The organism is Schaalia sp. JY-X169, from assembly GCF_014069575.1.
Classification (GTDB): Bacteria; Actinomycetota; Actinomycetes; order Actinomycetales; family Actinomycetaceae; genus Scrofimicrobium.
In genome coordinates this window covers 1,421,015-1,442,440 of record NZ_CP059675.1, presented here as the reverse complement: position 1 = coordinate 1,442,440, position 21,426 = coordinate 1,421,015, and the positions used below count along the sequence as shown (strand labels likewise).

The window sequence follows — 21,426 nt, the reverse complement described above, 5'->3', positions numbered from 1 at the left end:
ACCTGCCACAACCGGCTATATTGCTCCCCGTAAGCATGTTCGGGATTGGACCGTACACACATTCAGAGGATTCGAGGACAGAAATGGCTCCCAAACCAGAGAACTACCATTTGATCTGCGGCGGAACCTCGTTGATTGCCCATGTTCCTCGCTTCGGGTTGCCTCGGGTTCTCTACTGGGGTCCGGCCGTGGGGGAGCTTTCTGAGGTCCAGCTGGAGAGTTTTGCCGCGGCGCAGGTTCCCTACACCTACGGCTCAACTGCAGACACAGCTCCGGCACTATCTTTGTGTCCGCAACAAAGTGAGGGCTGGTCTGGTACGCCAGGTTTGGTGGGCTCCCGCGGTGGGATCGCCCTCTTCCCCCTCTTTGAAACCCTGTCCGCCACGACAGACGACCTCGACAACGGAAGTCGCGCAATCACCTTTGATTCCGTCGACGCAGAGTCGAACGTCCGACTGGTGACAATGTTGGAACTCACCCCTTCCGGGCTTCTTCGCACCCGCGCAGAGCTCACCAACATCGGCGAGGACGGCTACGCACTTGACTCGCTACTTCTGGCTCTTCCAACCCCGAGCGCGGAGACCCAGGTGATCGACCAGACGGGCCACCACCTGCGGGAGCGAGACATCCAAACCCACGACTTCACCATTGGGACGCACGCCCAAGCTCTCCACATGAACCGCGGTCACGCGGCCTCTTCCATTCATGGAACCTGCGCGAACGGCGCGGGTTGGCGCAGCGGGTCCGTCCACTACATTCACGTCGCTTGGTCGGGGAATACCCGCAGCCTGGCTGAGAAGGACACCCTTGGTTTCCAGACTCTGATGGGAGGCCAACTCCTGCTCCCAGGTGAGGTGGGCCTCAACGCCGGGCAAACCTACACGTCACCGTGGATCTACGCGACTTGGGGGGAGGGGTTGGACGAGGCCGCTGGGCGCATCCATGACTACCTGCGCGCACGCCCGAACCATCCCGCCGCCCCACGTCCGGTAACCTTCAACGCCTGGGAGGCGATCTACTTCGATCATTCGCTTCCCCGCCTGCTTGAGTTGGCGGATGCCGCGGCACAGATTGGTGCTGAGCGTTTCGTCCTCGACGACGGATGGTTTGGAAGCCGCCGTGACGACACCGCAGGACTGGGGGACTGGGTGATTTCCGAGGACGTCTGGCCGGACGGACTCACCCCACTAGCGGACGCGGTCCATAAGAACGGGATGCAGTTTGGCCTGTGGTTTGAGCCGGAAATGATCAACCCTGACTCTGATGCGGCCCGCGCCCACCCGGAATGGATCCTCAAACCAGCGACCCACATGCCCATAGAGGCACGCCAACAACAGGTCATTGACCTAACAAACCCGGAAGCGTTTGAGCATGTGCGTGGCCAGATGTTGGCCGTCTTGGACCAGACGCCGATCGACTACATTAAGTGGGATTTCAACCGCGACATGCACGAAGCGGTTTCCCAGCGTTCCGGTCGCCCGGTCTACAACGACCAGGTCAAAGCAACGTATGCACTGATGGAAGCACTCCTCGAAGCACACCCTGAACTTGAGATTGAGTCATGTGCGGGCGGCGGCGGCCGCATCGACCTCGAGATGATGAACCGAGCCGTGCGGATCTGGGCCTCGGACTGTATCGACCCCCTAGAGCGCGTCCTGATTGAGGCCGGTACGGCCCTGCTACTTCCCCCGGAGCTGGTCGGCTCCCATGTTGCCTCCCAGGTCTCTCACACCACCGGGCGCAACCTCAACCTGACGTTGCGGGCTGCGACCGCCATGTTCTCTCACATGGGAATTGAATGGGACCTAACTCAGGCCAGCGACGATGACCGCGCTGAACTTGCTGCCTGGGTGACCTTTCACAAGAAGATCCGCCCCCTTCTGCACACGGGACGCGTGGTTCACGCCGACCACCCGGACGACGGCTACTGGGTCCACGGTGTCGTAGCGCCCGACCGTAGTGAAGCGGTGTACTCGATCACCCGTGTGGCGACCTCGGCTCAACGCCCAACTCCGCCACTGTGCCTGCCTGGCCTTGACGCAACCGCCAGTTACACGGTCTCCGAGCTTCTTCCCGAGGGCGCCGAGGCGACCGTTGCTGGTTACGGAGGGGCGCAGGTGCCCTGGTGGGGAGGTGATTTGCACCTGACTGGAAGCGCCTTGGGGCTGGGTGGTATCCGCTTCCCGGACCTGAACCCGGAACAGGTGATTCTGCTTAGGATCGTTGCAACGCCCAGTGAGGGAGCTCAGTCGAAGGAGTTGAGTAGCTGATGCGGACTTCTGTTGCCGAAACGCTCACGGAAGCGTATGGAATAGCTGCGGATCCAGGTGCTCTTTTCGAGGAGTACCTGGATTTCGCGCGGGACCCTGCGAACACGTACCGCGGCACAGCCTCCGGCGAACACTTCACGGCCAGCGGCTTCGTCTTCAATCTGACCCGGGAAAAGGTCCTGTTGTGTTTCCATAAGAAGGGACAGTTCTGGGTGCAGTTTGGTGGGCATATTGAGCCCGAGGATGACTCTCTACTGGAGGCAGCAACCCGTGAGGTGAAGGAAGAGAGTGGACTTGCGAACCTGCGACCACTGCTTCCATACCCGGCGGAACTTAACCGGCACGAACTATCAGATGCTTTTGGGAAGTGTCGCGCGCACTGGGACGTAGGTTTCGCTTTCGAGGCGACCGAGGGCGAGGACGTGCTGGTCAGCGATGAGAGCGAGGACGTGCGCTGGTGGCCCATCCGCGCTCTGCCAGCGAACGCGGCTCCTTTGCTCGGTCAGCGAATCACAGCGGGCCTGGCTGCCGTTGACTCTCTAATGACCAGGGATACAGGAATCAGTTCCGGCTCCAATGTGACGGGACGTGTTCCCCGTATCTGAGCCAGAAGCTGATCGACCGCCCGCTTCGTGAAGAGGTGGAAGTTCTGGTCAACGGTGGTCAAGGGTGGGGTGGAGAACTTTGCGAGGGCGGTGCCGTCGAATCCTGCGACAGAGATGTCCTCGGGAACGCGTACACCATGCTCCTCAAAGTAGCGCAGCAGGCCGAAGGCCATTTCATCATTCGCGCAGAAGACAGTGGTCACATCGGGATCCTTGGCGATTTCTGCACCCGCGGAGTATCCCGACTGGATACTCCAGTCACCACGCCAAACCACTCCCTCTGGTTGGTTGGCATCCTTGAGTTCTTGTTGGAAGGCCTTTTCTCGCATTACTGACGGATATGAGTCAGCGGGACCGGCCAGATGGCCGATCGTGGTGTGACCCAGCTCGAGCAGGTGCTCCATGACATCCTTGACGCCCTGCCGTTCGTCGGCATTAACACTGGGGTACTGGTCCGACATCTTTGTGTCACATGCTGTGACTGGAAGCCGTGGCGGCAATGCCACTGGGCCTGTGGAAACGTGACCGATGCGGACGATGATGAGACCGTCAATGGGGAGATCAGCAAGGCGGTCTGCGGCCCGTTGGAGTTCGGCGGGGTCGGAGTGGCTGATTTGAACCAGTGTCACGGTGTACCCGCGCTTCTCGGCCTCGTTGACTATCCCGGATGTCATGAGAGATTCTCCGGTGCGCTCCACCTGTTGCGTCACAACCCCGATTGCCTTGTATTCACCACCTCTAAGCGAGCGTGCCGCGGGATTTGGGGTGTAATCGAGCTGCTCCATTGCCTCGCGCACACGCGCTTCTGTATCGCGTGCGACTTGGGATGACCCGGTGGAGACACGGGATGCGGTTTGCGGAGAAACGCCCGCAAGGCGAGCCACATCACCCAGGGAGGCAGGCTTCTGTTTGGAGCCGGACTTTCTTGAGGCACGCACGACCCGGACCCCTCCAAATCTCACCAGCGGCTGATTACGTTACCAGACTGTTATCAGTTCGAACTGAACCTAATGTTATTCTTACCACGTTGTTGGTAACGTTACCAATGACAGTGGTGTCAACCAATGGTGCATACGCCATCCGAACATTTCGGACGGTTCTCAAGGAAGATATGGGTCGCGGCAAGATTGTCGTGCGGATTTCCTTGGCCGTCCGTTAGGCGCCTGGCCACTCAACAAAGGAGTTCGAGAGTATGAAATCGATTCGCAAGAAGTCTCTGCTTGCCGCAGCGGCTGTCCTTCCGCTCAGTCTTGGTTTAGCCGCGTGCGGTGGAGGAGATGGGGGAGGGTCCGAGTCTGGCGACGCGTCCGGTGACGGCGGCAACGAACTCACCGTTTGGGCGTGGGACCCAGCATTCAACATCCGTGCAATGCAGGAAGCTGAGAAGATCTACCAGCAGGACCATCCTGATTTCAAGCTCAACATCGTTGAAACGCCGTGGGATGACCTTCAGACCAAGCTAACAACTTTGGCCATGTCAGACACTCTTGAAGAGCTGCCTGACATCTTCCTGATCCAGAACAATGCCACACAGAAGAACGTCATCAACTATCCGGAAATCTTCGGTTCCATGACTGGTGGCCCAGTTGACTTCGCGGAGTTCCCCAAGGCCGTTGTCGACTACTCCGTGATTGATGGAGAGAACTACGCTGTCCCATTTGACTCGGGCACCGCAATCACCGCGCTTCGAACCGATGTTCTTGCGGAGGCCGGCCTAACCATTGATGACTTCACTGACATCACGTGGGATGAGTTCATTGAGAAGGGCGAGGCCGTTCTGGCAGCTACGGGCAAGCCTCTCCTTTCCGGTGTGCGGGCTGAAGCTGACACCATCATGATGATGCTGCAGTCCTCGGGCGCCTCGCTGTTCGATGCTGAGGGAAACCCGACCATCAACTCCCCTGAAGTGAAGGTCGTCCTGGAGCAGTACGCGAAGCTCATCGAGAGCGGCGTGATGATTGAAAAGAACTCGTGGGATGAATACATCGGTTCATTCGTCAATGATGAGGTTGCTGGCACGGTAAATGGCATTTGGATTGTTGGCTCGATCCAAACCGCTGAAGATCAGTCCGGTAAGTGGGCAATCACCAACGTTCCGAAGCTCGACGGGGTAGCTGGTGCGACTAACTACACCGCCAACGGTGGGTCATCATGGGCAATTTCGTCCTCGGGTAACCAGGAACTAGCAATGGACTTCCTGGCGGCTACGTTTGCTGGCTCAACAGAGTTGTTCGACACGATCCTCCCCGAGACGGGCGCAGTGACGAACTGGATCCCTGCGGGATCATCGCCTGTCTACCAGGAGCCACAGCCGTTCTTCAGCGACCAGCCCATCTTCGAGATGGTTGTTGGATTTGGTGAGAAGGTGCCAAGCAACAACACCGGCGCCTACTACTACGAAGGTCGCAACGCTATCGGTGTTGCTTCGACAGAATACCTAGGCGGAGCAGACCTCGACACCGCGCTTGCAAACGCGCAGCAGCAGGTTGAGTTCGCAATGCAGTAGTGCACTCTCGATGGGCTGGGGAGTGAACCTCCCCAGCCCATCAACTTCACCGGCTTCGCTGGTGTTATCTAAAAGATTGGCGGTAGAAGACCGCCACAACCTGACACGAAAGCTGGACTCGTGCAAGCAGTTGAAACCGGAGCGAAACGCTCCCTCTTTTCTCGGAAGGGGACAGGTAATCCCGAACTGGAACGGGAGAGCCGGATGATGTCACCCCCAACCCGTAGAAATCTCACCGGCTGGGCCTTCTTGATCCCCGCCGCCACGCTCATAGCAATCATGAGCTTCTACCCCATGTTCCAGGCCTTCATCCTGTCGTTGCAGACAGGCAAGGGCTCTCGAATGACCTGGGGGGAGCCGCTGTGGGCAAACTATGCGCGTCTCTTTCAAGACCCCATCTTCAAACTGACGCTTTTCAACACCTTCATCTACCTGATCATTCAGGTTCCGATCATGCTGGTCCTAGCGATGGTGCTGGCGAACCTGCTCAACAATCCGAACCTGAAGTTCAAGGGCTTCTTCCGAACCGCGATCTTCCTACCGGCTGCCGTATCGCTGGTTTCATACTCACTGGTGTTCCGAACCCTGTTCGCAACGGACGGCACGATCAACAACATTTTGAAGTCGATCGGGTTGATAAGTTCCAACATTGACTGGTTGGGTCAGCCGGGAACTGCACGCGCTGTCATCATCATTGGTCTGCTGTGGCGCTGGACCGGCTACAACATGATCTTCTATTTGGCTGCCCTGCAGAACGTGGATCCGGCAACACTTGAGGCTGCTCGCCTTGACGGCGCAGGGCCTATCAAGACGTTCTGGTACGTGACCGTGCCGCAGCTCAAACCCATGATTGTTCTTACGGCAATCATGTCTACGAACGGAACACTGCAGCTGTTCGATGAACCGTTCAACCTGACAAAGGGTGGGCCCGCAAACACGACCATGTCGATGTCGCAGTACCTGTACAACACGGCATTCAACCTGAACGACAACTTTGGCTATGCCTCAGCGATCTCATACGCGATTCTGATTTTGGTCGCGATTCTTGCGTTTATCCAGATGAGGATTGGTGACAAGCGTGACTAACAAGACACTCCGGAAGGCTCCGGGCTACATTTTCCTGGTCATCTTCTCTCTGTTCTCTCTGTTCCCCCTGTATTTCATGTTGGTTTCCGCAACGAACACCTCAAGGGATGTTCTGGCTGCCCGCATGCTGCCAGGCGGAGCGTTCATGGAGAACTGGACCAACTTGACTGCGAATCATGGATTGTGGCCAGCGGTCATGCACTCCACGATTAACGCGGTGATCACAACCGTCCTCGCCCTCATCATCTGTTCTATCGCTGGTTACGGGTTTGAGATCTACCATTCACGCGGAAAAGACAACCTGATGAAGGTTCTGCTCCTCGCGATGATGATCCCGTTCGCTGCGACGATGATTCCCCTGTTCACCCTGTTTGCCGACTTTGGGATGCTGAAGGGATTCTGGGGTTCGACGATGGCGGTTGTTCTGCCGACGGTCGCGACGCCGTTCCTGATTCTGCTGTTCAGGCAGGCCTCACGCAGTTTCCCCCATGAAACCCTGGAGGCAGCGCGCATTGATGGTCTGGGTGAGATCGCTATTTTCACGCGCATCTACATGCCAATGATGAAGCCAACCTTCTCTGCTGCCACGGTTATTACCTTCATGGCTGCGTGGAATAGCTTTATGTGGCCGAAGGTGATCCTACCTGCAAGATTCCAAACCCTGCCGATGTTGACCTCAGGTCTCACAGCGGGCTACGTAACCGACTATGGTGTTCTGATGCTTTCAGTCCTGATTGCATCCCTTCCGACAATGGTTATCTTCCTAGTACTTCAGAAAAGCTTCTCAAACGGAATTATTGGAGCCGTCAAATGACCTTCGACCTCACGCTACTTTCGGATCCGCAGGTAGTCGCAATCAACCGCTTAGATCCTCATTCGGACCATCGGTGGTTTGCATCCCTCCAAGAGCAGCGTGGGGGGCGAAGCAGTTACGAGCAAAGCTTGGATGGAACCTGGAAGTTCCACTACTCTCGCAACCCCCTCGGCGTTCCGCAGGGGTTTGAGAAACTCGATTACGACACCTCAACCTGGGATGACATTCGCGTTCCTGCTCACATTCAGATGGAGGGCTACGACCGCAATCAGTACGTCAACACGCAATACCCGTGGGATGGCCAGGAAGAGCTAGAGGTCCCTGAAGTTCCCATGCGGTTCAACCCCACGGCGTGCTACGTGAAGAACTTTTCTTTGGATCGCACCCCTGAGCCCGGTGAACGTGTCACCATCACCTTCAACGGCGCTGAGAGTGCGATTGCCCTGTGGCTCAACGGCACATTTGTTGGCTACGCAGAGGACAGCTTCACGCCCTCGGAGTTTGACATCACGGAACTTTTGGTCGAGGGCGAGAACAAATTGGCCGCCGAAGTATTCAAGTGGTGTTCGGCCTCGTGGTTGGAAGACCAGGATTTCTTCCGCTTCTCCGGTATCTTCCGCGACGTTATTTTGCGGACTTACCCGGCTACCCACGTGCGGGACATTCACGTCGGCGTCGACGTTGCTGACGACCTCGCTTCCGCAGATATCAAGATTGATGCGGATGTCGAGGGCGAAGGAAGCGTCGTTGTCTGGTTGGGTGGGCAGGCCCTGGATGTGGACGAGGACGGGAAGTTCGTCATTACCCTGACCAACCCCCACCTGTGGTCCGCCGAAGACCCTTACCTCTACGAAGCTCAGGTAGAGGTGTCCAACGACGAGGGCGTCGTCCTCGAGTACATTCCCCTGAAGATTGGTGTTCGTCGTTTCGGAATCGAAGACGGACTGATGAAGATAAACGGCGAGCGCATCGTCTTCTTCGGCGTTAACCGTCACGAGTTCGGGTTGCAGGGCCGCGTCATGACGCGTGAGGAAACTGAGGCCGATATGGTCGCCCTTAAGCAGGCCGGTTTGAATGCGATTCGTACCAGCCACTACCCGAACAACTCGTTCTTCTACGAGTTGGCTGATCAGTACGGCTTCTACGTTATGGATGAGATGAACCTCGAGAGCCACGGACTGTGGGACAAGGTTCGGTTCGGGGAACTTCCAGTCGAGACAGCCACACCGGGGGATAACCCGATTTGGCTGCCGTCCCTGTTTGACCGTGCCGCCAACATGTATGAGCGCGACAAGAACCACCCCAGCATCGTGATCTGGTCGTGCGGCAATGAGTCATTTGGTGGCACCGACATCTTGGCGGTGTCGAACTACTTCCGCGACGTTGACAGCCGTCCAGTGCATTACGAGGGCGTCCACTGGGATCCGCGTTACCCGGAGACCACGGACATGTACTCGCAGATGTACACGCCTGCCGCAGATGTTGAAGAGTTCTTAAAGGAGCACCGCGACAAGCCATTCATCCTTTGCGAGTACGCACATGCCATGGGCAACTCCTTTGGGGCAGTGGATCGATACATGGATCTGGCTGACCGCGATCCGCTGTACCAGGGTGGTTTCATCTGGGACTTTGCGGATCAGGCGATCCTCATGACTGACCGCTATGGCAAGCAGTACTTTGGATACGGCGGGGACAGCAGTGAGGCTCCGTACGACAACGAGTTCTGCGGTAACGGCATCTTCTTCGCTGACCATTCACCGACTCCCAGGATGCAGGAGGTCAAGTACCTGCACCAGGGGATCCGCGGCACGGTGACGCCCTCAGAAATCACCATCACGAACCGCTACAACTTCACCAACACCAACGCATTCGACTGTGTTGTCACCGTGTCGCGTGAGGGTGAAGTGGTTGAAGAGGCGGGTCTGGAAACCAGTGTCGCTCCCGGAGAGACGAAGGTTTACGAAGTCCCCGTGGCAATCCCCAACGAACCGGGCGAGTACACGGTGGACGTGTCCTTCCGACTCCGTAGCGATGAACCGTGGGCTCCCGCAGGCTTCGAGGTCGCCGCCGAAAAGGGGGTCGTCGAGGTCGAGGGCGCACCTGAGCCCATCCGTCCTCCGGCTCCGACAGTCGTGGAAGGAATCCACAACTACGGTGTTTATGGAGAGAACTTCTCCGTGTCGTTCTCAAGGTTGTACGGCGGGATCCAGTCCTACCGTTATGGCCTGACGGGCGATGGCGGGCGTGACCTGTTGAAGACGGTTCCGGTGCCGAACTTCTGGCATGCTCCGACCTCGAACGAAAGAGGATGGGGCGCACCTGCCGAGGACGGACAGTGGTTGCTTGCCTCGCGTTACGCGAAGTCCACATGGACGGAAGATAATCCGACCCTGGAAGAGCGCGATAACTTGGCGGTAGTTACCTACAGGTACGCGCTGCCAACAATCCCAGCCAGCGAGTGTGTCGTGGAGTACGCGGTGGACGGCGCCGGACACATTGATGTCACGATGACCCTGAAGCCGGGGGAGGGACTCGGTGACCTACCCGAGTTCGGGATGCTCTTCACTGCGGACGCGGATCTTTCCGAACTGAAGTGGTATGGCGAGGGTCCGGATGAAAGCTACTCGGATAGGCGCGGCGGCGCACGTCTTGGGGTGTACGAACAGAAAGTTGCCGACCAACTGACCCCGTACCTTCGTCCTCAGGAAGCCGGCAACCATACCGGAGTCCGCTGGGCTGAAGTGACGGACGAACGAGGGCGGGGCCTACGGTTCGACACCGACGCGCCAATGGACTTCTCAGCGCTGCACTGGAGTCCGTTTGAGATCGAGAATGCTGCTCACCACAACGAACTGCCACCCATCATCAACACCGTGATTCGTCCGGCTTTGGCGCGACGCGGCGTTGCTGGGGACAACACATGGGGGGCGCGTCCTCACGAGGAATACCTGATCCCGGCTGAGGAGATGGTGTTCAAGTTCGGGTTTGTCGGCCTCCTGTAGCACTGCGGTGGTATCTGAGTCGCATGTCCTTCGTAGGGGCGGGTTGTTGATCCGCCCCTACGAAGCTGCGGACTGGGATGGTGTCGGAAGAGTCTGCGTACAGACCGGTGATAGCGGTGACGATGCAACCGGGATTTATGCCAATGACGACTTGCTCCCCGCTATCTATGCCTACCCCTACGTGGTTTTCGAACCGGACTTGGCGTGGGTGGTTGTGGCGGATTCAGCCGAGGACGATGCCAATGACGGTGATGTTGTGGGCTATATTCTCGGCACCTCGAACGTCACCGCGTTTGTTGAGTGGTGGGCGGGGGACTGGGCTCCCAAGTTTGAGGAGCTCCTCCCAGTTGATGACGGTTGGACTGGCGCTGACCTTGAAGTGCGCAGCCGCGGTGAGCACCCCGAAAACCAACTGAATGAGATCGTGCGGAAGTACCCGGGGGAGTTCCATATTGATCTGCTCCCTGAGGCCCAGGGACACGGCCTCGGTCGCACGCTGATCGCCATTTTTGCCGCGGCACTGCGTGACCGGGGGGTGCAGCGTCTCTCCATTGGTGTTGGGGCAGCCAACCAGGACGCCCTGGCGTTTTACAGGCATCTTGGGTTTGAAGAGTTGGGACGCGAAGTTGCGGAATCTGGTGAGGTCCTCGCATACCGCATGGGTGCACAGGTAACCGACCTGGTTTGACCACCTGGGTGTTAGCCTCCTGCGAGGATCCGCTGTTTCTGCATCTCGAACTCTGCCGGGGTGAGGACACCTGCGTCCCGGAGCGCCCCGAGCTGTGCCAGCTGATCGAGCATCGGTGACGCAGGAGGCGGCGCGCTCTGAGCTTTGACAGGCTGGTTTACTCCGGCTATTGCGGCATCTTGGGCCGCCCAGCGCTGCTGCTGGCGGCGGTGAGTGCTGCCGATTACCCTGGTTGCAACGTGAGCCCTGGCGGCTGTGCGTAGCAAGCTCATGTCTAGCTCTTTTCTTCTAGTGCGTGGTCGAGGTCGGAAATGGCAACTCCGCCAGAGAAGACTTCAGCCCCTCCGGCCCGCACCCATGCCTCGGCTGCGGTTGCAAGCGAACGATCTTCGTAGACAATCGCCACCGCGAATTGTCCATCTTGTAAGTCTGCGACGATCGTGTCCATGTCTTCAGCGTCGAGGATTCCTGAGTCGACCCCTTCGAGGAGACCAAGGTCAAAACCTGTCACGTCCAACAGATCCGCGAACTGACTCTTTGAGGGATGGCCCGCACTATCCTTGCTGATGAGCTCAATATCAAGGACCTCAATAATGCCTTGGTCAACGCGATCGAGCAGAGCTTGCAGACCCAGACCTATATCGGCGCCTTGGTCAAATGCGAACACAAGGTAGTCGACTGGTCCTGAGAATTCTTCTGAGGCCATTGCTAGGCCATCCTTTCACTGTGAGTGCGAAAGCCTTCGGCTAGTCGTTGTTTTCGGCGTACGGGGTCAACTGGATCGCAATGGTCTCTTCGGTGGCTCCCGAAGGCGTTGTCGGCTCATCGCGGATCACTTCCACCTGCACCGATGAGGCTAGGGCTGCGATGACCCCGATTGCGCTAACAAGGGGAGCTGCGAGGACGAATGCGCCCCCGGCAATGGCACTCCCGGTGAGTGGAACGTTGACAAGTTCCTTGCCCTTCTTATTGCGGACAATGACCCTGCGGGCGTTGCCCTGCTCAACAAGCTCCTTGATCTTGTCTGCCAGGTTCTCGGTGGCAACGGTAAAGGTCTCTGAGAAGGTGTTTCCGTCTTTTTCGGACATTTTGGTGCGCTCCTTCGCGGTGTGGATTGGAGGTCGGGCGACGTCAGATCCAAGGTCTGCCTTAAGGTTGTGTAGCAGATCTCAGTGTAATCAACAGCTTCTGCGGTGGCGAGAGGCGCGGCGACTGCCGTTGAGTAGCATGAATGGATGCGTAATCGTTATCCCGCGTCTTCCAAGTGGGTTGCTCCCGCCGCCGTCCTCGCCACGCCCTCGTTTGTGGCCGTCGATTTTGAAACTGCCAACACCAGTCGAGTATCGGCATGCCAGATTGCCATGGTGCGCATTGAGCGAGGGCGGATTGTGGATCGTTTCGCAACGCTTCTTGCACCCCCACCCGGGTTCAACATGTTCCAGTTCACCTACCTCCATGGGATCAGCGCGCAGGATGTCTACTATTCGCCCTCGTGGGCGGAAGTTTCGCAGCAGGTTACCCAGTTCAGCGGGGCCTCCCCGGTTTTTGCGCACAATGCGTCCTTTGATGCTGGAGTGTGGAAGGCGTTGGACGACTTCTACGCTTGCTCGACTCTGCCGCATGACTTCTACTGCTCATACCGCACCGCGAAAGGCCTGGTGCCGGGCCTTGAGAACTACAAGCTACCGACCGTTACCCAGGCTCTGGTTCCCGGCTACCAACTTGACCACCACCGCGCCGAATCTGACGCGGAGGCGTGCGGGCTGATCGTGGCGGCGTTGGCCAGGATCTAGCGGGACCTCAGTTGTTTTCCGCCCTCAGGCGTGACTGAATAGCGGCGATCTCGGCAATCGTGCGTTCGGTGGCCTTGGAATAGGCCGTGAGTTCACTGTGTAAGTCGGCCTCGCCCTCGTCCGCATTCTGCACGCCGGACTCAAGTTCAACGACGCAATCACGGATGTCGTCGAGGCTTTCGGCAAGATCGGCGATGTGGTTCATCAGTGCCTGTACGTCCGCGGAAGACGCGAGAAACTGCGACCACCGCGCCAGTGCATGAGTGATGTCTTCACGTTCACGAATGACTTCGTGCAAAAGTGCGTCGAGCTGTGCGGCTGTGGGATGGTCTACAACGGTGAGCGTTCGGGGCACGATATGCCCGCGCCTGATGTCACTGTGTTCGTCGTCCGCAAGTGCGTGCAAGATGTCCGTCAGGGCTAGGCGTGTAACCGGAGACCATTTGCGATGCTCACGGGCAGCCGTCCACCGGTCGATGAAGAGCGCCGTCAGAAGGAAAGTCAGAAGACCAGCGGCAATGCCCGAAAGGATGACGGTTTCCGCCCACACGCCTGACGCAATATCAAGCCAGATGATGCCGAAAAGGAGTAGGACGATGAGGGCGCCAGCCGTAATGTCGAGGGCGCGGCGTATCCTTTTAGAAGGCATGTGGGTCATGTCTTTGACCATAGCCCGGAAGTGTGAGAACCGCAGAAGGGGTGGGGTAATTATCAACGACGTAGGACTCGGATTGGCACCAGGCCACCCCGACTACGGCAGGGCGCGTTTGGCGCTGCTGCTTGTCGGGGTTGCAACGCTTGGCCTGATGTATGCGCCCCAGCCGCTCTTGCCCGTTATTTCGGAGCAGTACGCGCTGAGTGCAGCCCACGCCTCATGGCTGATGTCCGCCGTGACGCTGGGTGTTGCAGTCGGGGTGCTCCCACTCGGTGCCGCAAGCGCTCGGTGGGGACGAGGGCGGATGATCGTTGCGGGGCTCGCCCTCGCCACCGTTGCGGGATTGTCCCTGGGCGTGTTGACGCCGTGGTGGGCGCTTGTCTTGGCACGTTTCATCCAGGGACTAGGTATTGCCGCGGTTCTCGTTTCGGCTATGGCCTGGGTGGTTGACAACGTGGCGCCCAGGGCGGTTGCGCGTGTGGGTGGGCTCTACATTGCTGGAACAACCCTGGGTGGCATGGGGGGCAGGATTCTCTCGGGTGCGTTGACGGACCTGCTTGGCTCCTGGCACATGGGTTTGCTGTGTGCGGGAGTTCTCCTTGCGGCAGTTGGGGGCCTGGCACATCTACTGCTGCCAAGCGCCGCACCTCTTCGACCTCGAGTGATCCCGTCCGTTCGTGGGGATCGGTCGGTCGCGTCACGCCGGGTTATGTACGCCCTCGCCTTCTGCGGCATGGCTGTGCATTCGGGGGTTTACAACGCCGCTGCGTTCCGGGGGGCTGCCGCGCCGCTCTTCATGAACCCTGCGATGATCTCTCTTCTTTTCCTTGCGTACGGGGCCGGAACACTCACATCCTCTCTGGTGGGTCGAGTATCTGCTCGCGTCCCGGCCCGAACAATTCACGTGGCTGCCCTGACATGCTCGGCTGGCGGACTCGCTGTGTCCTTGATCCCGCAACTGTGGAGCTTCGTCCTCGGACTTGTGATGCTCTCAGCGGGGTTCTTCGCGGTTCACGCCCTTGCGAACCCGACGGCTGCCCGCTTGTCGGCGCAACCTTCGGCTGGCGCTGCTCGGTACAACCTGGCCTACTACGTGGGTGCGTCAGTGGGGGCAGTCATCTTCGCGACGGCCTGGGACGCGGGAGGATGGGGAGCCGTTGTCGTCCTCGCATGCGGTTTCCTTGCTGTTGCCGCGGTCTTGGCGTGGATCTGGGCGCCGCGGGAAGCGGGTTAGCGACGAGGACGGAACTGGAGGGCGACTGCCCCTGAGGCAAACTCGCGGCGGCCTACTTGCTCAAGGTTGATCAGTGCCTGCAATCCCGATAGCAAAGTTGGGCCACGGCCCGCGAGGATGGGTTGGACGATGAAGACATACTCATCGATGAGCCCCAGGTCGGCCAGTGCCAACGGAAGCGTCACGCCACCCGTCAGTAGGTAGCCGCCTGGCTGCTCCTTGAGGGTCCGGACAGCGTGTTCGAGGTCGTCCCGGATTAGTTCGGCATTCCAGTCGACTGTGTTGAAGGTGCTCGAGACGACGTGCTTCTCCGTCTTGTGGATGGCCTCTGCGAACGGGATCTCCCACTCTTCCATCCACGTTGGCCACGCTCCGCCCTCGGGTTTTCGCCACGCATCCTCCATCATTTGGTAGGTAATCCGACCGAACAGGAGTGCATCTGCTCCATCCATCTGAGAAGTCCAGAACAGCATCGATTCCTCATCTGGGGGAAGTCCTGCCTCATGATGGCAACAGCCATCCAGGGTCACGTTGATCGCGTACCGAAGTTGTCTCATGGGGTCGCTCCACTCTGGTAGCGGAAGTCCGTTCCGTGGGTGTACGTGCTGGTGGTTGTTCCGTAGGATCATGATATGGCGCAGAACACAGAGAATCCCAGGGCGTCAGAAGCCCGCCCTACACAGCAGTACGCCACAAACATGCAGGGTGAGAGTCCGCCAACAGAGGAAGGGTACTTCCGACAGGTTGGGCGCCTCACGCGACAGGCGATCGCCAATAATCCGAAGGCGGACCGCGCTTACCGCACCACGGTTGGGGTTGTCGGTGGCGGAGCAACGGCCTTGGGCGTGGTTATGATGCCGCTGCCGGGCCCCGGTGCACTTGTGGCGATAGGTGGCCTCTCCATCCTGGCAACCGAGTTCAAGACCCCAGCCAAAGTGCGGGACGTGAGCATCAAGGGGCTCAAGGCCGCAACCGCGAAGGCCAAGGAACTGAACGAGAAGCGGAAGGCTGCATCTACAGACCCGGGCAACTAGCGGTGGTCCGATGGAGCCCACGCTCGGGGCCCGCCTCAAAGATGTCGTGTTGGGTCCATTCTCTGATGCAGGATCCGGATGACATCCACTCCATCGGGCCTCTTAACATAGAAAATGAGGTGGCTCCCAATGGAGTATCTGCGGTAGCCAACGCGGATCTCATCGCAGGTGCGACCACGGCCTGGGTTGTCAGCGATGCGCTCGAGTGCCGCTCTTATCTCAGTAACGTAGGTCTCGGCTTGACGCGCATCCCAGCGTCCCTGCGTGAAGTCCCAAATCGACGAAAGGTCCCGTTGCGCGGCCGGAGTGAGACGATACCGGCTCACGACTTCTTTGCCGCGATGAAGGCCTCAAAGTCAAAAACCTCTGGCGCCCCGCTCTCTTCGCCGGTCACCAGGGCCGCGCGGAGGGCAGCCATCTGAGTCTCCTGATCTTCCAGTAGCCGCAGGCCTGCACGGACTACCTCACTGGCAGACCGATAGCGCCCCGAGGACACTTCCCTGGAGAGGAAGCCCGAGAAGTGATCATCCAAGCTGATTGAGGTGTTCTGAGCCATGACCCAAGCATACCAAGAATTGGTAATTGTCTGCCGTGCGGAGTCGCAGCCGGTGTACGTTTTCAATCGTGTAGGTGCTGGTTTTAGAGGTAACAAGACCGGTTCCGCTGCCCGCTTCGGTGGGAGTCCAGGGCCGGTCCTCGTTTTTCTTCGCAGACGGTGAGCACGGGCCGGGTTTGAATATGGCAGTTGGTTTGGCGACCGTTCCTTTCTGTCTCACAGGAATCTGCCACAACAGCGTAGCCTCCAGTCGAGGGCGAGCCGTTCGTTCGTTGCATCGGCTAGATCGCTGCAGCGGGCTAGACGGTCTCACTCTCATCGATGAGCCAAGCCTTGCGAAGGGGAATGGTGCGTTTCACGTCGTCGGGCATCTGATCGTAATGCTCCAGGAGGCGGTTGAGTACTTCTTCAGCGTCCCACACGGCTACCTTGAGTTGCTGTGCCCTGACCTTGGCCCTGGCGGGGCTTGTCAGTCCGCCCATTGCGACTAGCAGACCGTGATCGGCTTGGTGCTGGCCGACAACACCGCCAAGTTGGTCTAGAACTTCTGAGCCAACGCGGCCGCTCTGTGATTTCACCTGCACGATGATTGTCGGCGCGGAAATACCCAAGACTCCCGACCCGGCAACGATGTCGATGCCACCATCGGATCCCTTAGGGGGCACTTTGCACGTCATTCCTTCTGCGCGAAGGATAGCTGCGACTAGGTCTTGGAGTTCATGTCCGGAGTATTGCTCACGGATGCGGGCGAGGATGCGATCGCGGGAGTAGCGGATGATGTCCTGACCGTCAGATGCAATCGCTTCGTCGGAGTCAACGACCTCGGTGTCCGTTGGAGGCAGGACAAGCTGCACTTCGGCGCGAGCACCCGGGTCTGACTCCGCGCCGGCACGAAGCTGCCGGAGCCTGTATTCCGCGTCGTTCCGTTTTATTTCACAGACGGTGCTGAATGCGCCGAGCGAGTAAAGAAGATCTTGGTTAACTGAGCTGCGACTGACATCAGTGCGGACCCACTCTATTTTCCTCACGTGCTTGAGACCGTCAGAGTCTGGCAGATACTCGTAGTCGCCAGTCACGGTGCCAAGTGCGAGCAAACCCTCTGAAGTCATGGGAAGCACCACCGTATCGCCGGCCTTGATCTTGTTTGCAAATGCGTTCAACTGAGCCGCATAGTTACCAAGAGCGCCACTCTTCTCGCCCGGATACTGGCGCGCAACCACGGTGCGCATGGCCGCTAGATCAGCCGCTTCCCTAAGATCGCCGACCTCGCGGAAGTCGATCCCGGTGTAGCCCTCATCGAGCATCCACTGTTTGAAACGCACATCCTTTGAGCCGCGAACCAACCAAGCTCTGGGCGTTTTGGTTTGGCTGCTTATCACCGGACTTCTCCTTCATAGGGCGTGTTCAGAAACGACCTCATCGTCTTGGAGCCTCGCTCAGAGCCAGAGTATCCGCAAGTCGTAATTCATGTTTGACCAATGCAGGGTCTTAAGGTGCGGCGCCATGCGGCGGTGCGGGGCGTGAATGTCGGAGGTGGCAGTTACGGTTGAAGCAGTTGCAGTAGAGACTGCAAGAGCACTGTCGCGGAGGACAAGAGACGTATGACCCCAACCAGCAAGGAAGCTCAGCGCGCCGAGCTTCACAAGACAATTTGGCGTATTGCCAACGATCTTCGCGGCAGTGTTGATGGGTGGGACTTTAAGAGTTACGTGCTCGGGATGCTTTTCTACCGGTTTATCTCTGAGCATCTAACTTCCTACCTGAATGGTTGGGAAGAACAGGCTGGGGAGTCGGGCTTCGATTACGCGACCCTCGCTGATGAGCATGCTGAGACTGAGCGTGAAGCAATTGTTAGTGAGAAGGGCTTTTTCATTAGTCCCTCTGAGTTGTTTGAGAATGTGCGTAAGCGGGCATCCTCGGACGACAACTTGAATGAGACCTTGGAGCGGGTCTTCAAGAACATTGAGGGGTCTGCTGTTGGAACTGAGAGCGAGGGCGATCTGCGGGGCCTCTTTGATGACCTTGATGTCAACAGTTCTAAACTGGGCAATACTGTTGAGGCGCGCAACGCCAAACTGGCCAAACTCCTTGACGCTATCGGAGACCTTCCTCTTGGAGCCTTCGAAGACAATGCCATTGACCTCTTTGGTGACGCATACGAATATCTGATGCAGATGTACGCCTCCCAGGCGGGGAAGTCTGGAGGCGAGTATTACACCCCACAGGAAGTCTCTGAGGTACTAACCCGGATTGCAGTTGATGGCCGCGACTACATCAACAAGGTCTATGATCCCGCTGCCGGATCGGGCTCCCTACTGCTCAAGTTTGCCAAGATTCTTGGACCCAACAACGTGGGTGGCTTTTACGGTCAAGAAATCAACCTCACCACGTACAACCTGGCGCGCATCAACATGTTCCTGCACGGGGTCAACTATGAGAAGTTCAGTATTGCCTTGGGGGATACTCTCATCGAACCGGAGCACTGGGATGACGAGCCTTTTGACGCCATAGTCTCCAATCCTCCCTATTCAATCAAGTGGGCCGGGGACGCCAACCCTCTGCTCATCAACGACCCTAGGTTCGCCCCAGCCGGCGTCTTGGCTCCAAAGTCGAAGGCTGACCTGGCCTTCACCATGCACATTCTGTCGTGGTTGGCGGTTGACGGCACTGCCGCAATCGTTGAGTTCCCCGGTGTTTTGTACCGGGGTGGCGCCGAGAAGAAGATCCGCAAGTACCTTGTCGACAACAACTACATCGACGCCGTAATCCAGTTGCCCCCTGACCTTTTCTTCGGCACCACTATCGCCACATGCATCATAGTTTTGAAGAAGTCTAAGACCGATAACTCGATCCTTTTCATCGACGCTTCAAAGCAGTTCAAACGTGTTGGCAACAAGAACAAGCTGCTGGCAGGCAATCAGGAAGCCATTCTCACTGCCCTCAAGGATCGTGTCAATGTTGAGTATGCGGCACATCTTGTGTCGAACGAGGACGTTGCAGCGGCAGACTACAACCTGTCCGTCTCCAGTCATGTTGAAGCCGAGGACACCCGCGAGGTCATCGACATCGATGAGCTGAACGCTGAGATCGCCCGTATCGTTGCCCGCCAGTCAGTCCTACGAACAGAGATCGACGCCATCGTTGTTGACCTGGAGGGAGGTGTGGCATGACCGATATGCCGAACTGGGAGGGTTTCATGATCCCAACGCTCGAAGTGATGAACGACGGCCAGGTCCGCCACTGGCGCGACTTTCAGCCCCTTATCGCCGATCTCGTTCAGCTAAGCGACGATCAGAGAAACGAGCTTCTGCCATCAGGTAGCCAGTTTAGGTACCAGAATCGGATCGGCTGGGCGGTCTCATTTCTCACGAACGTAGGAGCTATCGACCGTCCAAAGCGTGGGCACTACCGGATAACTGACGCAGGGCGACAGCTTCTGAAGCTGTTCCCTGAAGGAGTCAAAGAGCGGGATATCGATGCCCTAGGTGAAGATCCAAACTCGCCGATTCGCATTTACCAAGCGACGGTTGAACGCTCGGCGGTCCCGGGTCCGCCGACCGCTCCCGGAGAGTCATCGATGACTCCGACTGAACAGGTGCAGAGCGGCATCGAGCGAATTCATGAGGAGGTTGCAACCGATCTTCTGACACGACTTCAGTCGAGGGAACCTGGGTTCTTTGAGCAAGCTGTTGTCGATCTGCTACTCGCAATGGGATACGGTGGAACATCTGGGGCAGGCAGCGTGACACAACGCAGCAATGACGGTGGCATCGACGGTGTGATTGACCAGGACGTCTTAGGTCTCAATAGGGTCTATGTTCAGGCAAAGCGATATAAGGACGAGAATGTAGTTGGACGCCCCGACCTCCAAGCATTTGTCGGCGCACTGAGCGGAAAAGCCGACAGCGGGGTCTTTATTACTACGAGCCGCTTTTCAGACGGGGCCAAATTCTATGCGGAGAATGTGCCCACACGAGTCATCCTGATCGATGGAAAGCGCTTGGCCCGACTCATGATCAGATACGGCGTCGGTGTTCAGGTGAAGGAAACCTACAAGATCGTCGAGATCGATGAGGACTTTTTCGCATGAGCCACATTGACGACCTCATTGAAGAGCTGTGCCCCGACGGGGTGGAGCACAGGCCGCTGGGACAGCTAGTAAGAATCCGCAACGGGCGAGATCACAAGCATCTCGGGGAAGGCACAACGCCCGTGTACGGAAGCGGTGGAATCATGCGCTACGTAGATTCCTCGCTTGCGGAGGGCCCTTCCGTCCTCATCCCTCGTAAGGGGTCGCTGGGGAACATCTTCTATGTGGAGGGGTCATTTTGGAACGTTGACACTATATTCAGCACCGAGGTTGATACCTCTGCGATCATCCCGAAGTTTTTATACCATGTACTGCTGACGATGCGGCTAGGAGAAATGAACCAAGCTGGGGGAGTTCCGAGCCAGACCCAGGCGGTTCTCGGCGCCCTCCGCATTCCAGTCCCTCCCTTGGCAGTCCAACAAGAGATTGTGAGGATCTTGGACAAGTTCACGGCGCTGGAGGCGGAGCTGGCGGCGGAGCTGGCGGCAAGAAAGAAGCAGTACGAACACTACCGAGCGCAGCTCCTTAGGAGTGGCGACGGGATCGCAACTGCGCCGTTGGGGACATTGGCAGTGAACCTTGACGGCCAGCGTAGACCGATTGCGAAGGGGGCCCGGATACCGGGCCAGACGCCGTACTTCGGTGCTTCTGGAATTGTTGACTACGTTGATGGACATATATTCGATGGCGACTTTTTGCTGGTTTCCGAAGACGGCGCCAATCTCCTCGCGCGCTCTACACCGATTGCGTTCTCGGCATCGGGCAAGATTTGGGTTAACAATCACGCGCATGTTCTGCAGTTCGATACCTATTCCGAACGGCGCTATGCAGAGCTGTATCTCAACTCAATCGACCTCACCATCTACATTTCGTCTGCTGCTCAACCCAAGTTGAACCAGGCGAACTTGAATCGCATACCCGTCCCATGTCCATCCCGAGACGAGAAGGTGTTCATCGTCGACATCTTGGACAAGTTTGACGCCCTCGTGAACGACCTCAGTGTTGGGTTGCCGGCTGAATTGGCGGCACGGCGTAAGCAGTATGAGTACTACAGGGATCGGCTGTTGACGTTCAAGGAGTTGGCGGCGTGATT

Annotated in this window: 22 protein-coding genes; 13 read left to right on the top strand and 9 right to left on the bottom strand. The window is 58.0% G+C overall.

What is annotated here, in order from left to right; all coding sequences use genetic code 11:
- The first annotated feature begins 83 nt into the window (after window positions 1-83).
- The gene (locus H2O65_RS06375) at window positions 84-2,270 is read left to right on the top strand and encodes an alpha-galactosidase (protein ID WP_182140933.1); all 2,187 of its coding nucleotides are present in this window, start codon (window positions 84-86) and stop codon (window positions 2,268-2,270) included.
- A complete protein-coding gene (locus tag H2O65_RS06370) occupies window positions 2,270-2,875 on the top strand; it encodes an NUDIX hydrolase (protein ID WP_182140932.1) in 606 nt (201 codons plus the stop codon). Before H2O65_RS06375 ends, H2O65_RS06370 begins: the two co-directional genes overlap by 1 nt.
- Here H2O65_RS06370 and H2O65_RS06365 read toward each other — a convergent pair.
- Window positions 2,773-3,813: a LacI family DNA-binding transcriptional regulator gene (locus H2O65_RS06365; RefSeq protein ID WP_182140931.1), complete on the bottom strand. Its 1,041-nt coding sequence runs from the start codon at window positions 3,811-3,813 to the stop codon at window positions 2,773-2,775. The two genes, H2O65_RS06370 and H2O65_RS06365, sit on opposite strands and share 103 nt — an antisense overlap.
- A 254-nt stretch (window positions 3,814-4,067) precedes the next feature.
- Between H2O65_RS06365 and H2O65_RS06360 the strand changes: the two genes are divergently transcribed.
- The 5 genes from H2O65_RS06360 to H2O65_RS06340 all read left to right on the top strand — a co-directional run bounded on the left by H2O65_RS06360 (window position 4,068) and on the right by H2O65_RS06340 (window position 10,971).
- Window positions 4,068-5,381 (top strand): ABC transporter substrate-binding protein, encoded by a 1,314-nt coding sequence (locus H2O65_RS06360; protein ID WP_182140930.1) that lies wholly within the window; start codon window positions 4,068-4,070, stop codon window positions 5,379-5,381.
- Between the two features lie 120 nt (window positions 5,382-5,501).
- Window positions 5,502-6,467 carry a carbohydrate ABC transporter permease gene (locus H2O65_RS06355; protein ID WP_259349469.1) on the top strand — a complete coding sequence of 322 codons (966 nt, stop codon included), beginning with the start codon at window positions 5,502-5,504 and terminating at the stop codon, window positions 6,465-6,467.
- Complete coding sequence (locus H2O65_RS06350) at window positions 6,460-7,281, top strand: carbohydrate ABC transporter permease (protein ID WP_259349468.1); 822 nt, start codon at window positions 6,460-6,462, stop codon at window positions 7,279-7,281. Before H2O65_RS06355 ends, H2O65_RS06350 begins: the two co-directional genes overlap by 8 nt.
- Complete coding sequence (locus H2O65_RS06345; protein WP_182140929.1) at window positions 7,278-10,283, top strand: glycoside hydrolase family 2 TIM barrel-domain containing protein; 3,006 nt, start codon at window positions 7,278-7,280, stop codon at window positions 10,281-10,283. Before H2O65_RS06350 ends, H2O65_RS06345 begins: the two co-directional genes overlap by 4 nt.
- 46 nt (window positions 10,284-10,329) lie before the next feature.
- The gene (locus H2O65_RS06340; RefSeq protein ID WP_182140928.1) at window positions 10,330-10,971 is read left to right on the top strand and encodes an N-acetyltransferase; all 642 of its coding nucleotides are present in this window, start codon (window positions 10,330-10,332) and stop codon (window positions 10,969-10,971) included.
- A gap of 11 nt (window positions 10,972-10,982) precedes the next feature.
- Here H2O65_RS06340 and H2O65_RS06335 read toward each other — a convergent pair whose 3' ends face one another.
- The 3 genes from H2O65_RS06335 to H2O65_RS06325 are packed head-to-tail and all read right to left on the bottom strand — an operon-like array spanning window position 10,983 to window position 12,059.
- Window positions 10,983-11,243: an SHOCT domain-containing protein gene (locus tag H2O65_RS06335; protein ID WP_182140927.1), complete on the bottom strand. Its 261-nt coding sequence runs from the start codon at window positions 11,241-11,243 to the stop codon at window positions 10,983-10,985.
- Between the two features lie 2 nt (window positions 11,244-11,245).
- A complete protein-coding gene (locus tag H2O65_RS06330; RefSeq protein WP_182140926.1) occupies window positions 11,246-11,677 on the bottom strand; it encodes a DUF6325 family protein in 432 nt (143 codons plus the stop codon).
- 40 nt (window positions 11,678-11,717) lie between these two features.
- A complete protein-coding gene (locus H2O65_RS06325; RefSeq protein WP_182140925.1) occupies window positions 11,718-12,059 on the bottom strand; it encodes a DUF4342 domain-containing protein in 342 nt (113 codons plus the stop codon).
- A 147-nt stretch (window positions 12,060-12,206) separates the two neighbouring features.
- Between H2O65_RS06325 and H2O65_RS06320 the strand changes: the two genes are divergently transcribed.
- Entirely contained in the window at window positions 12,207-12,764 is a 558-nt protein-coding gene (locus tag H2O65_RS06320) for an exonuclease domain-containing protein (protein WP_182140924.1), read from the top strand.
- Between the two features lie 7 nt (window positions 12,765-12,771).
- On the opposite strand, the gene H2O65_RS06315 is transcribed toward H2O65_RS06320, so the two are convergent.
- The gene (locus tag H2O65_RS06315; protein ID WP_182140923.1) at window positions 12,772-13,413 is read right to left on the bottom strand and encodes a hypothetical protein; all 642 of its coding nucleotides are present in this window, start codon (window positions 13,411-13,413) and stop codon (window positions 12,772-12,774) included.
- 82 nt (window positions 13,414-13,495) lie between these two features.
- Here H2O65_RS06315 and H2O65_RS06310 point away from each other — a divergent pair, with 82 nt between their 5' ends.
- Window positions 13,496-14,653, top strand: a complete 1,158-nt coding sequence (locus H2O65_RS06310; RefSeq protein WP_182140922.1) for an MFS transporter — start codon at window positions 13,496-13,498, stop codon at window positions 14,651-14,653.
- On the opposite strand, the gene H2O65_RS06305 is transcribed toward H2O65_RS06310, so the two are convergent.
- Window positions 14,650-15,210: a dihydrofolate reductase family protein gene (locus H2O65_RS06305; protein ID WP_182140921.1), complete on the bottom strand. Its 561-nt coding sequence runs from the start codon at window positions 15,208-15,210 to the stop codon at window positions 14,650-14,652. The genes H2O65_RS06310 and H2O65_RS06305 overlap by 4 nt on opposite strands.
- A 75-nt stretch (window positions 15,211-15,285) precedes the next feature.
- On the opposite strand from H2O65_RS06305, the gene H2O65_RS06300 reads away from it, so the two are divergent.
- On the top strand, window positions 15,286-15,687 hold the full coding sequence (locus tag H2O65_RS06300) for a PGPGW domain-containing protein (protein ID WP_220458719.1): 402 nt from the start codon (window positions 15,286-15,288) through the stop codon (window positions 15,685-15,687).
- A gap of 35 nt (window positions 15,688-15,722) precedes the next feature.
- Here the strand turns inward: H2O65_RS06300 and H2O65_RS06295 are convergent, their stop codons facing one another.
- The 3 genes from H2O65_RS06295 to H2O65_RS06285 form a co-directional block, all read right to left on the bottom strand.
- Complete coding sequence (locus tag H2O65_RS06295) at window positions 15,723-16,013, bottom strand: type II toxin-antitoxin system RelE/ParE family toxin (RefSeq protein ID WP_182140920.1); 291 nt, start codon at window positions 16,011-16,013, stop codon at window positions 15,723-15,725.
- A complete protein-coding gene (locus tag H2O65_RS06290; RefSeq protein ID WP_182140919.1) occupies window positions 16,010-16,243 on the bottom strand; it encodes a type II toxin-antitoxin system ParD family antitoxin in 234 nt (77 codons plus the stop codon). The genes H2O65_RS06295 and H2O65_RS06290 overlap by 4 nt, the downstream gene beginning before the upstream one ends.
- Before the next feature lie 299 nt (window positions 16,244-16,542).
- Window positions 16,543-17,622, bottom strand: coding sequence for a restriction endonuclease (locus H2O65_RS06285; RefSeq protein WP_182140918.1), 1,080 nt, complete (start codon window positions 17,620-17,622; stop codon window positions 16,543-16,545).
- A gap of 222 nt (window positions 17,623-17,844) precedes the next feature.
- Here H2O65_RS06285 and H2O65_RS06280 point away from each other — a divergent pair, with 222 nt between their 5' ends.
- From H2O65_RS06280 to H2O65_RS06270, 3 genes are read left to right on the top strand one after another with little or no spacing between them, the layout of a single operon-like run.
- Window positions 17,845-19,413: a type I restriction-modification system subunit M gene (locus tag H2O65_RS06280; protein ID WP_182140917.1), complete on the top strand. Its 1,569-nt coding sequence runs from the start codon at window positions 17,845-17,847 to the stop codon at window positions 19,411-19,413.
- Window positions 19,410-20,333: a restriction endonuclease gene (locus H2O65_RS06275; protein ID WP_182140916.1), complete on the top strand. Its 924-nt coding sequence runs from the start codon at window positions 19,410-19,412 to the stop codon at window positions 20,331-20,333. Before H2O65_RS06280 ends, H2O65_RS06275 begins: the two co-directional genes overlap by 4 nt.
- The gene (locus tag H2O65_RS06270) at window positions 20,330-21,424 is read left to right on the top strand and encodes a restriction endonuclease subunit S (RefSeq protein WP_182140915.1); all 1,095 of its coding nucleotides are present in this window, start codon (window positions 20,330-20,332) and stop codon (window positions 21,422-21,424) included. The genes H2O65_RS06275 and H2O65_RS06270 overlap by 4 nt, the downstream gene beginning before the upstream one ends.
- The last annotated feature ends 2 nt before the right edge of the window (window positions 21,425-21,426 follow it).

Coding starts and splice junctions, on each gene's coding strand:
- H2O65_RS06375 (WP_182140933.1), top strand. CDS start 84: ATGGCTCCCAAACCAGAGAACTACCATTTGATCTGCGGCGGAACCTCG.
- H2O65_RS06370 (WP_182140932.1), top strand. CDS start 2,270: ATGCGGACTTCTGTTGCCGAAACGCTCACGGAAGCGTATGGAATAGCT.
- H2O65_RS06360 (WP_182140930.1), top strand. CDS start 4,068: ATGAAATCGATTCGCAAGAAGTCTCTGCTTGCCGCAGCGGCTGTCCTT.
- H2O65_RS06345 (WP_182140929.1), top strand. CDS start 7,278: ATGACCTTCGACCTCACGCTACTTTCGGATCCGCAGGTAGTCGCAATC.
- H2O65_RS06335 (WP_182140927.1), bottom strand. CDS start 11,243: ATGAGCTTGCTACGCACAGCCGCCAGGGCTCACGTTGCAACCAGGGTA.
- H2O65_RS06330 (WP_182140926.1), bottom strand. CDS start 11,677: ATGGCCTCAGAAGAATTCTCAGGACCAGTCGACTACCTTGTGTTCGCA.
- H2O65_RS06325 (WP_182140925.1), bottom strand. CDS start 12,059: ATGTCCGAAAAAGACGGAAACACCTTCTCAGAGACCTTTACCGTTGCC.
- H2O65_RS06320 (WP_182140924.1), top strand. CDS start 12,207: ATGCGTAATCGTTATCCCGCGTCTTCCAAGTGGGTTGCTCCCGCCGCC.
- H2O65_RS06315 (WP_182140923.1), bottom strand. CDS start 13,413: ATGCCTTCTAAAAGGATACGCCGCGCCCTCGACATTACGGCTGGCGCC.
- H2O65_RS06305 (WP_182140921.1), bottom strand. CDS start 15,210: ATGAGACAACTTCGGTACGCGATCAACGTGACCCTGGATGGCTGTTGC.
- H2O65_RS06300 (WP_220458719.1), top strand. CDS start 15,286: ATGGCGCAGAACACAGAGAATCCCAGGGCGTCAGAAGCCCGCCCTACA.
- H2O65_RS06290 (WP_182140919.1), bottom strand. CDS start 16,243: ATGGCTCAGAACACCTCAATCAGCTTGGATGATCACTTCTCGGGCTTC.
- H2O65_RS06280 (WP_182140917.1), top strand. CDS start 17,845: ATGACCCCAACCAGCAAGGAAGCTCAGCGCGCCGAGCTTCACAAGACA.
- H2O65_RS06275 (WP_182140916.1), top strand. CDS start 19,410: ATGACCGATATGCCGAACTGGGAGGGTTTCATGATCCCAACGCTCGAA.
- H2O65_RS06270 (WP_182140915.1), top strand. CDS start 20,330: ATGAGCCACATTGACGACCTCATTGAAGAGCTGTGCCCCGACGGGGTG.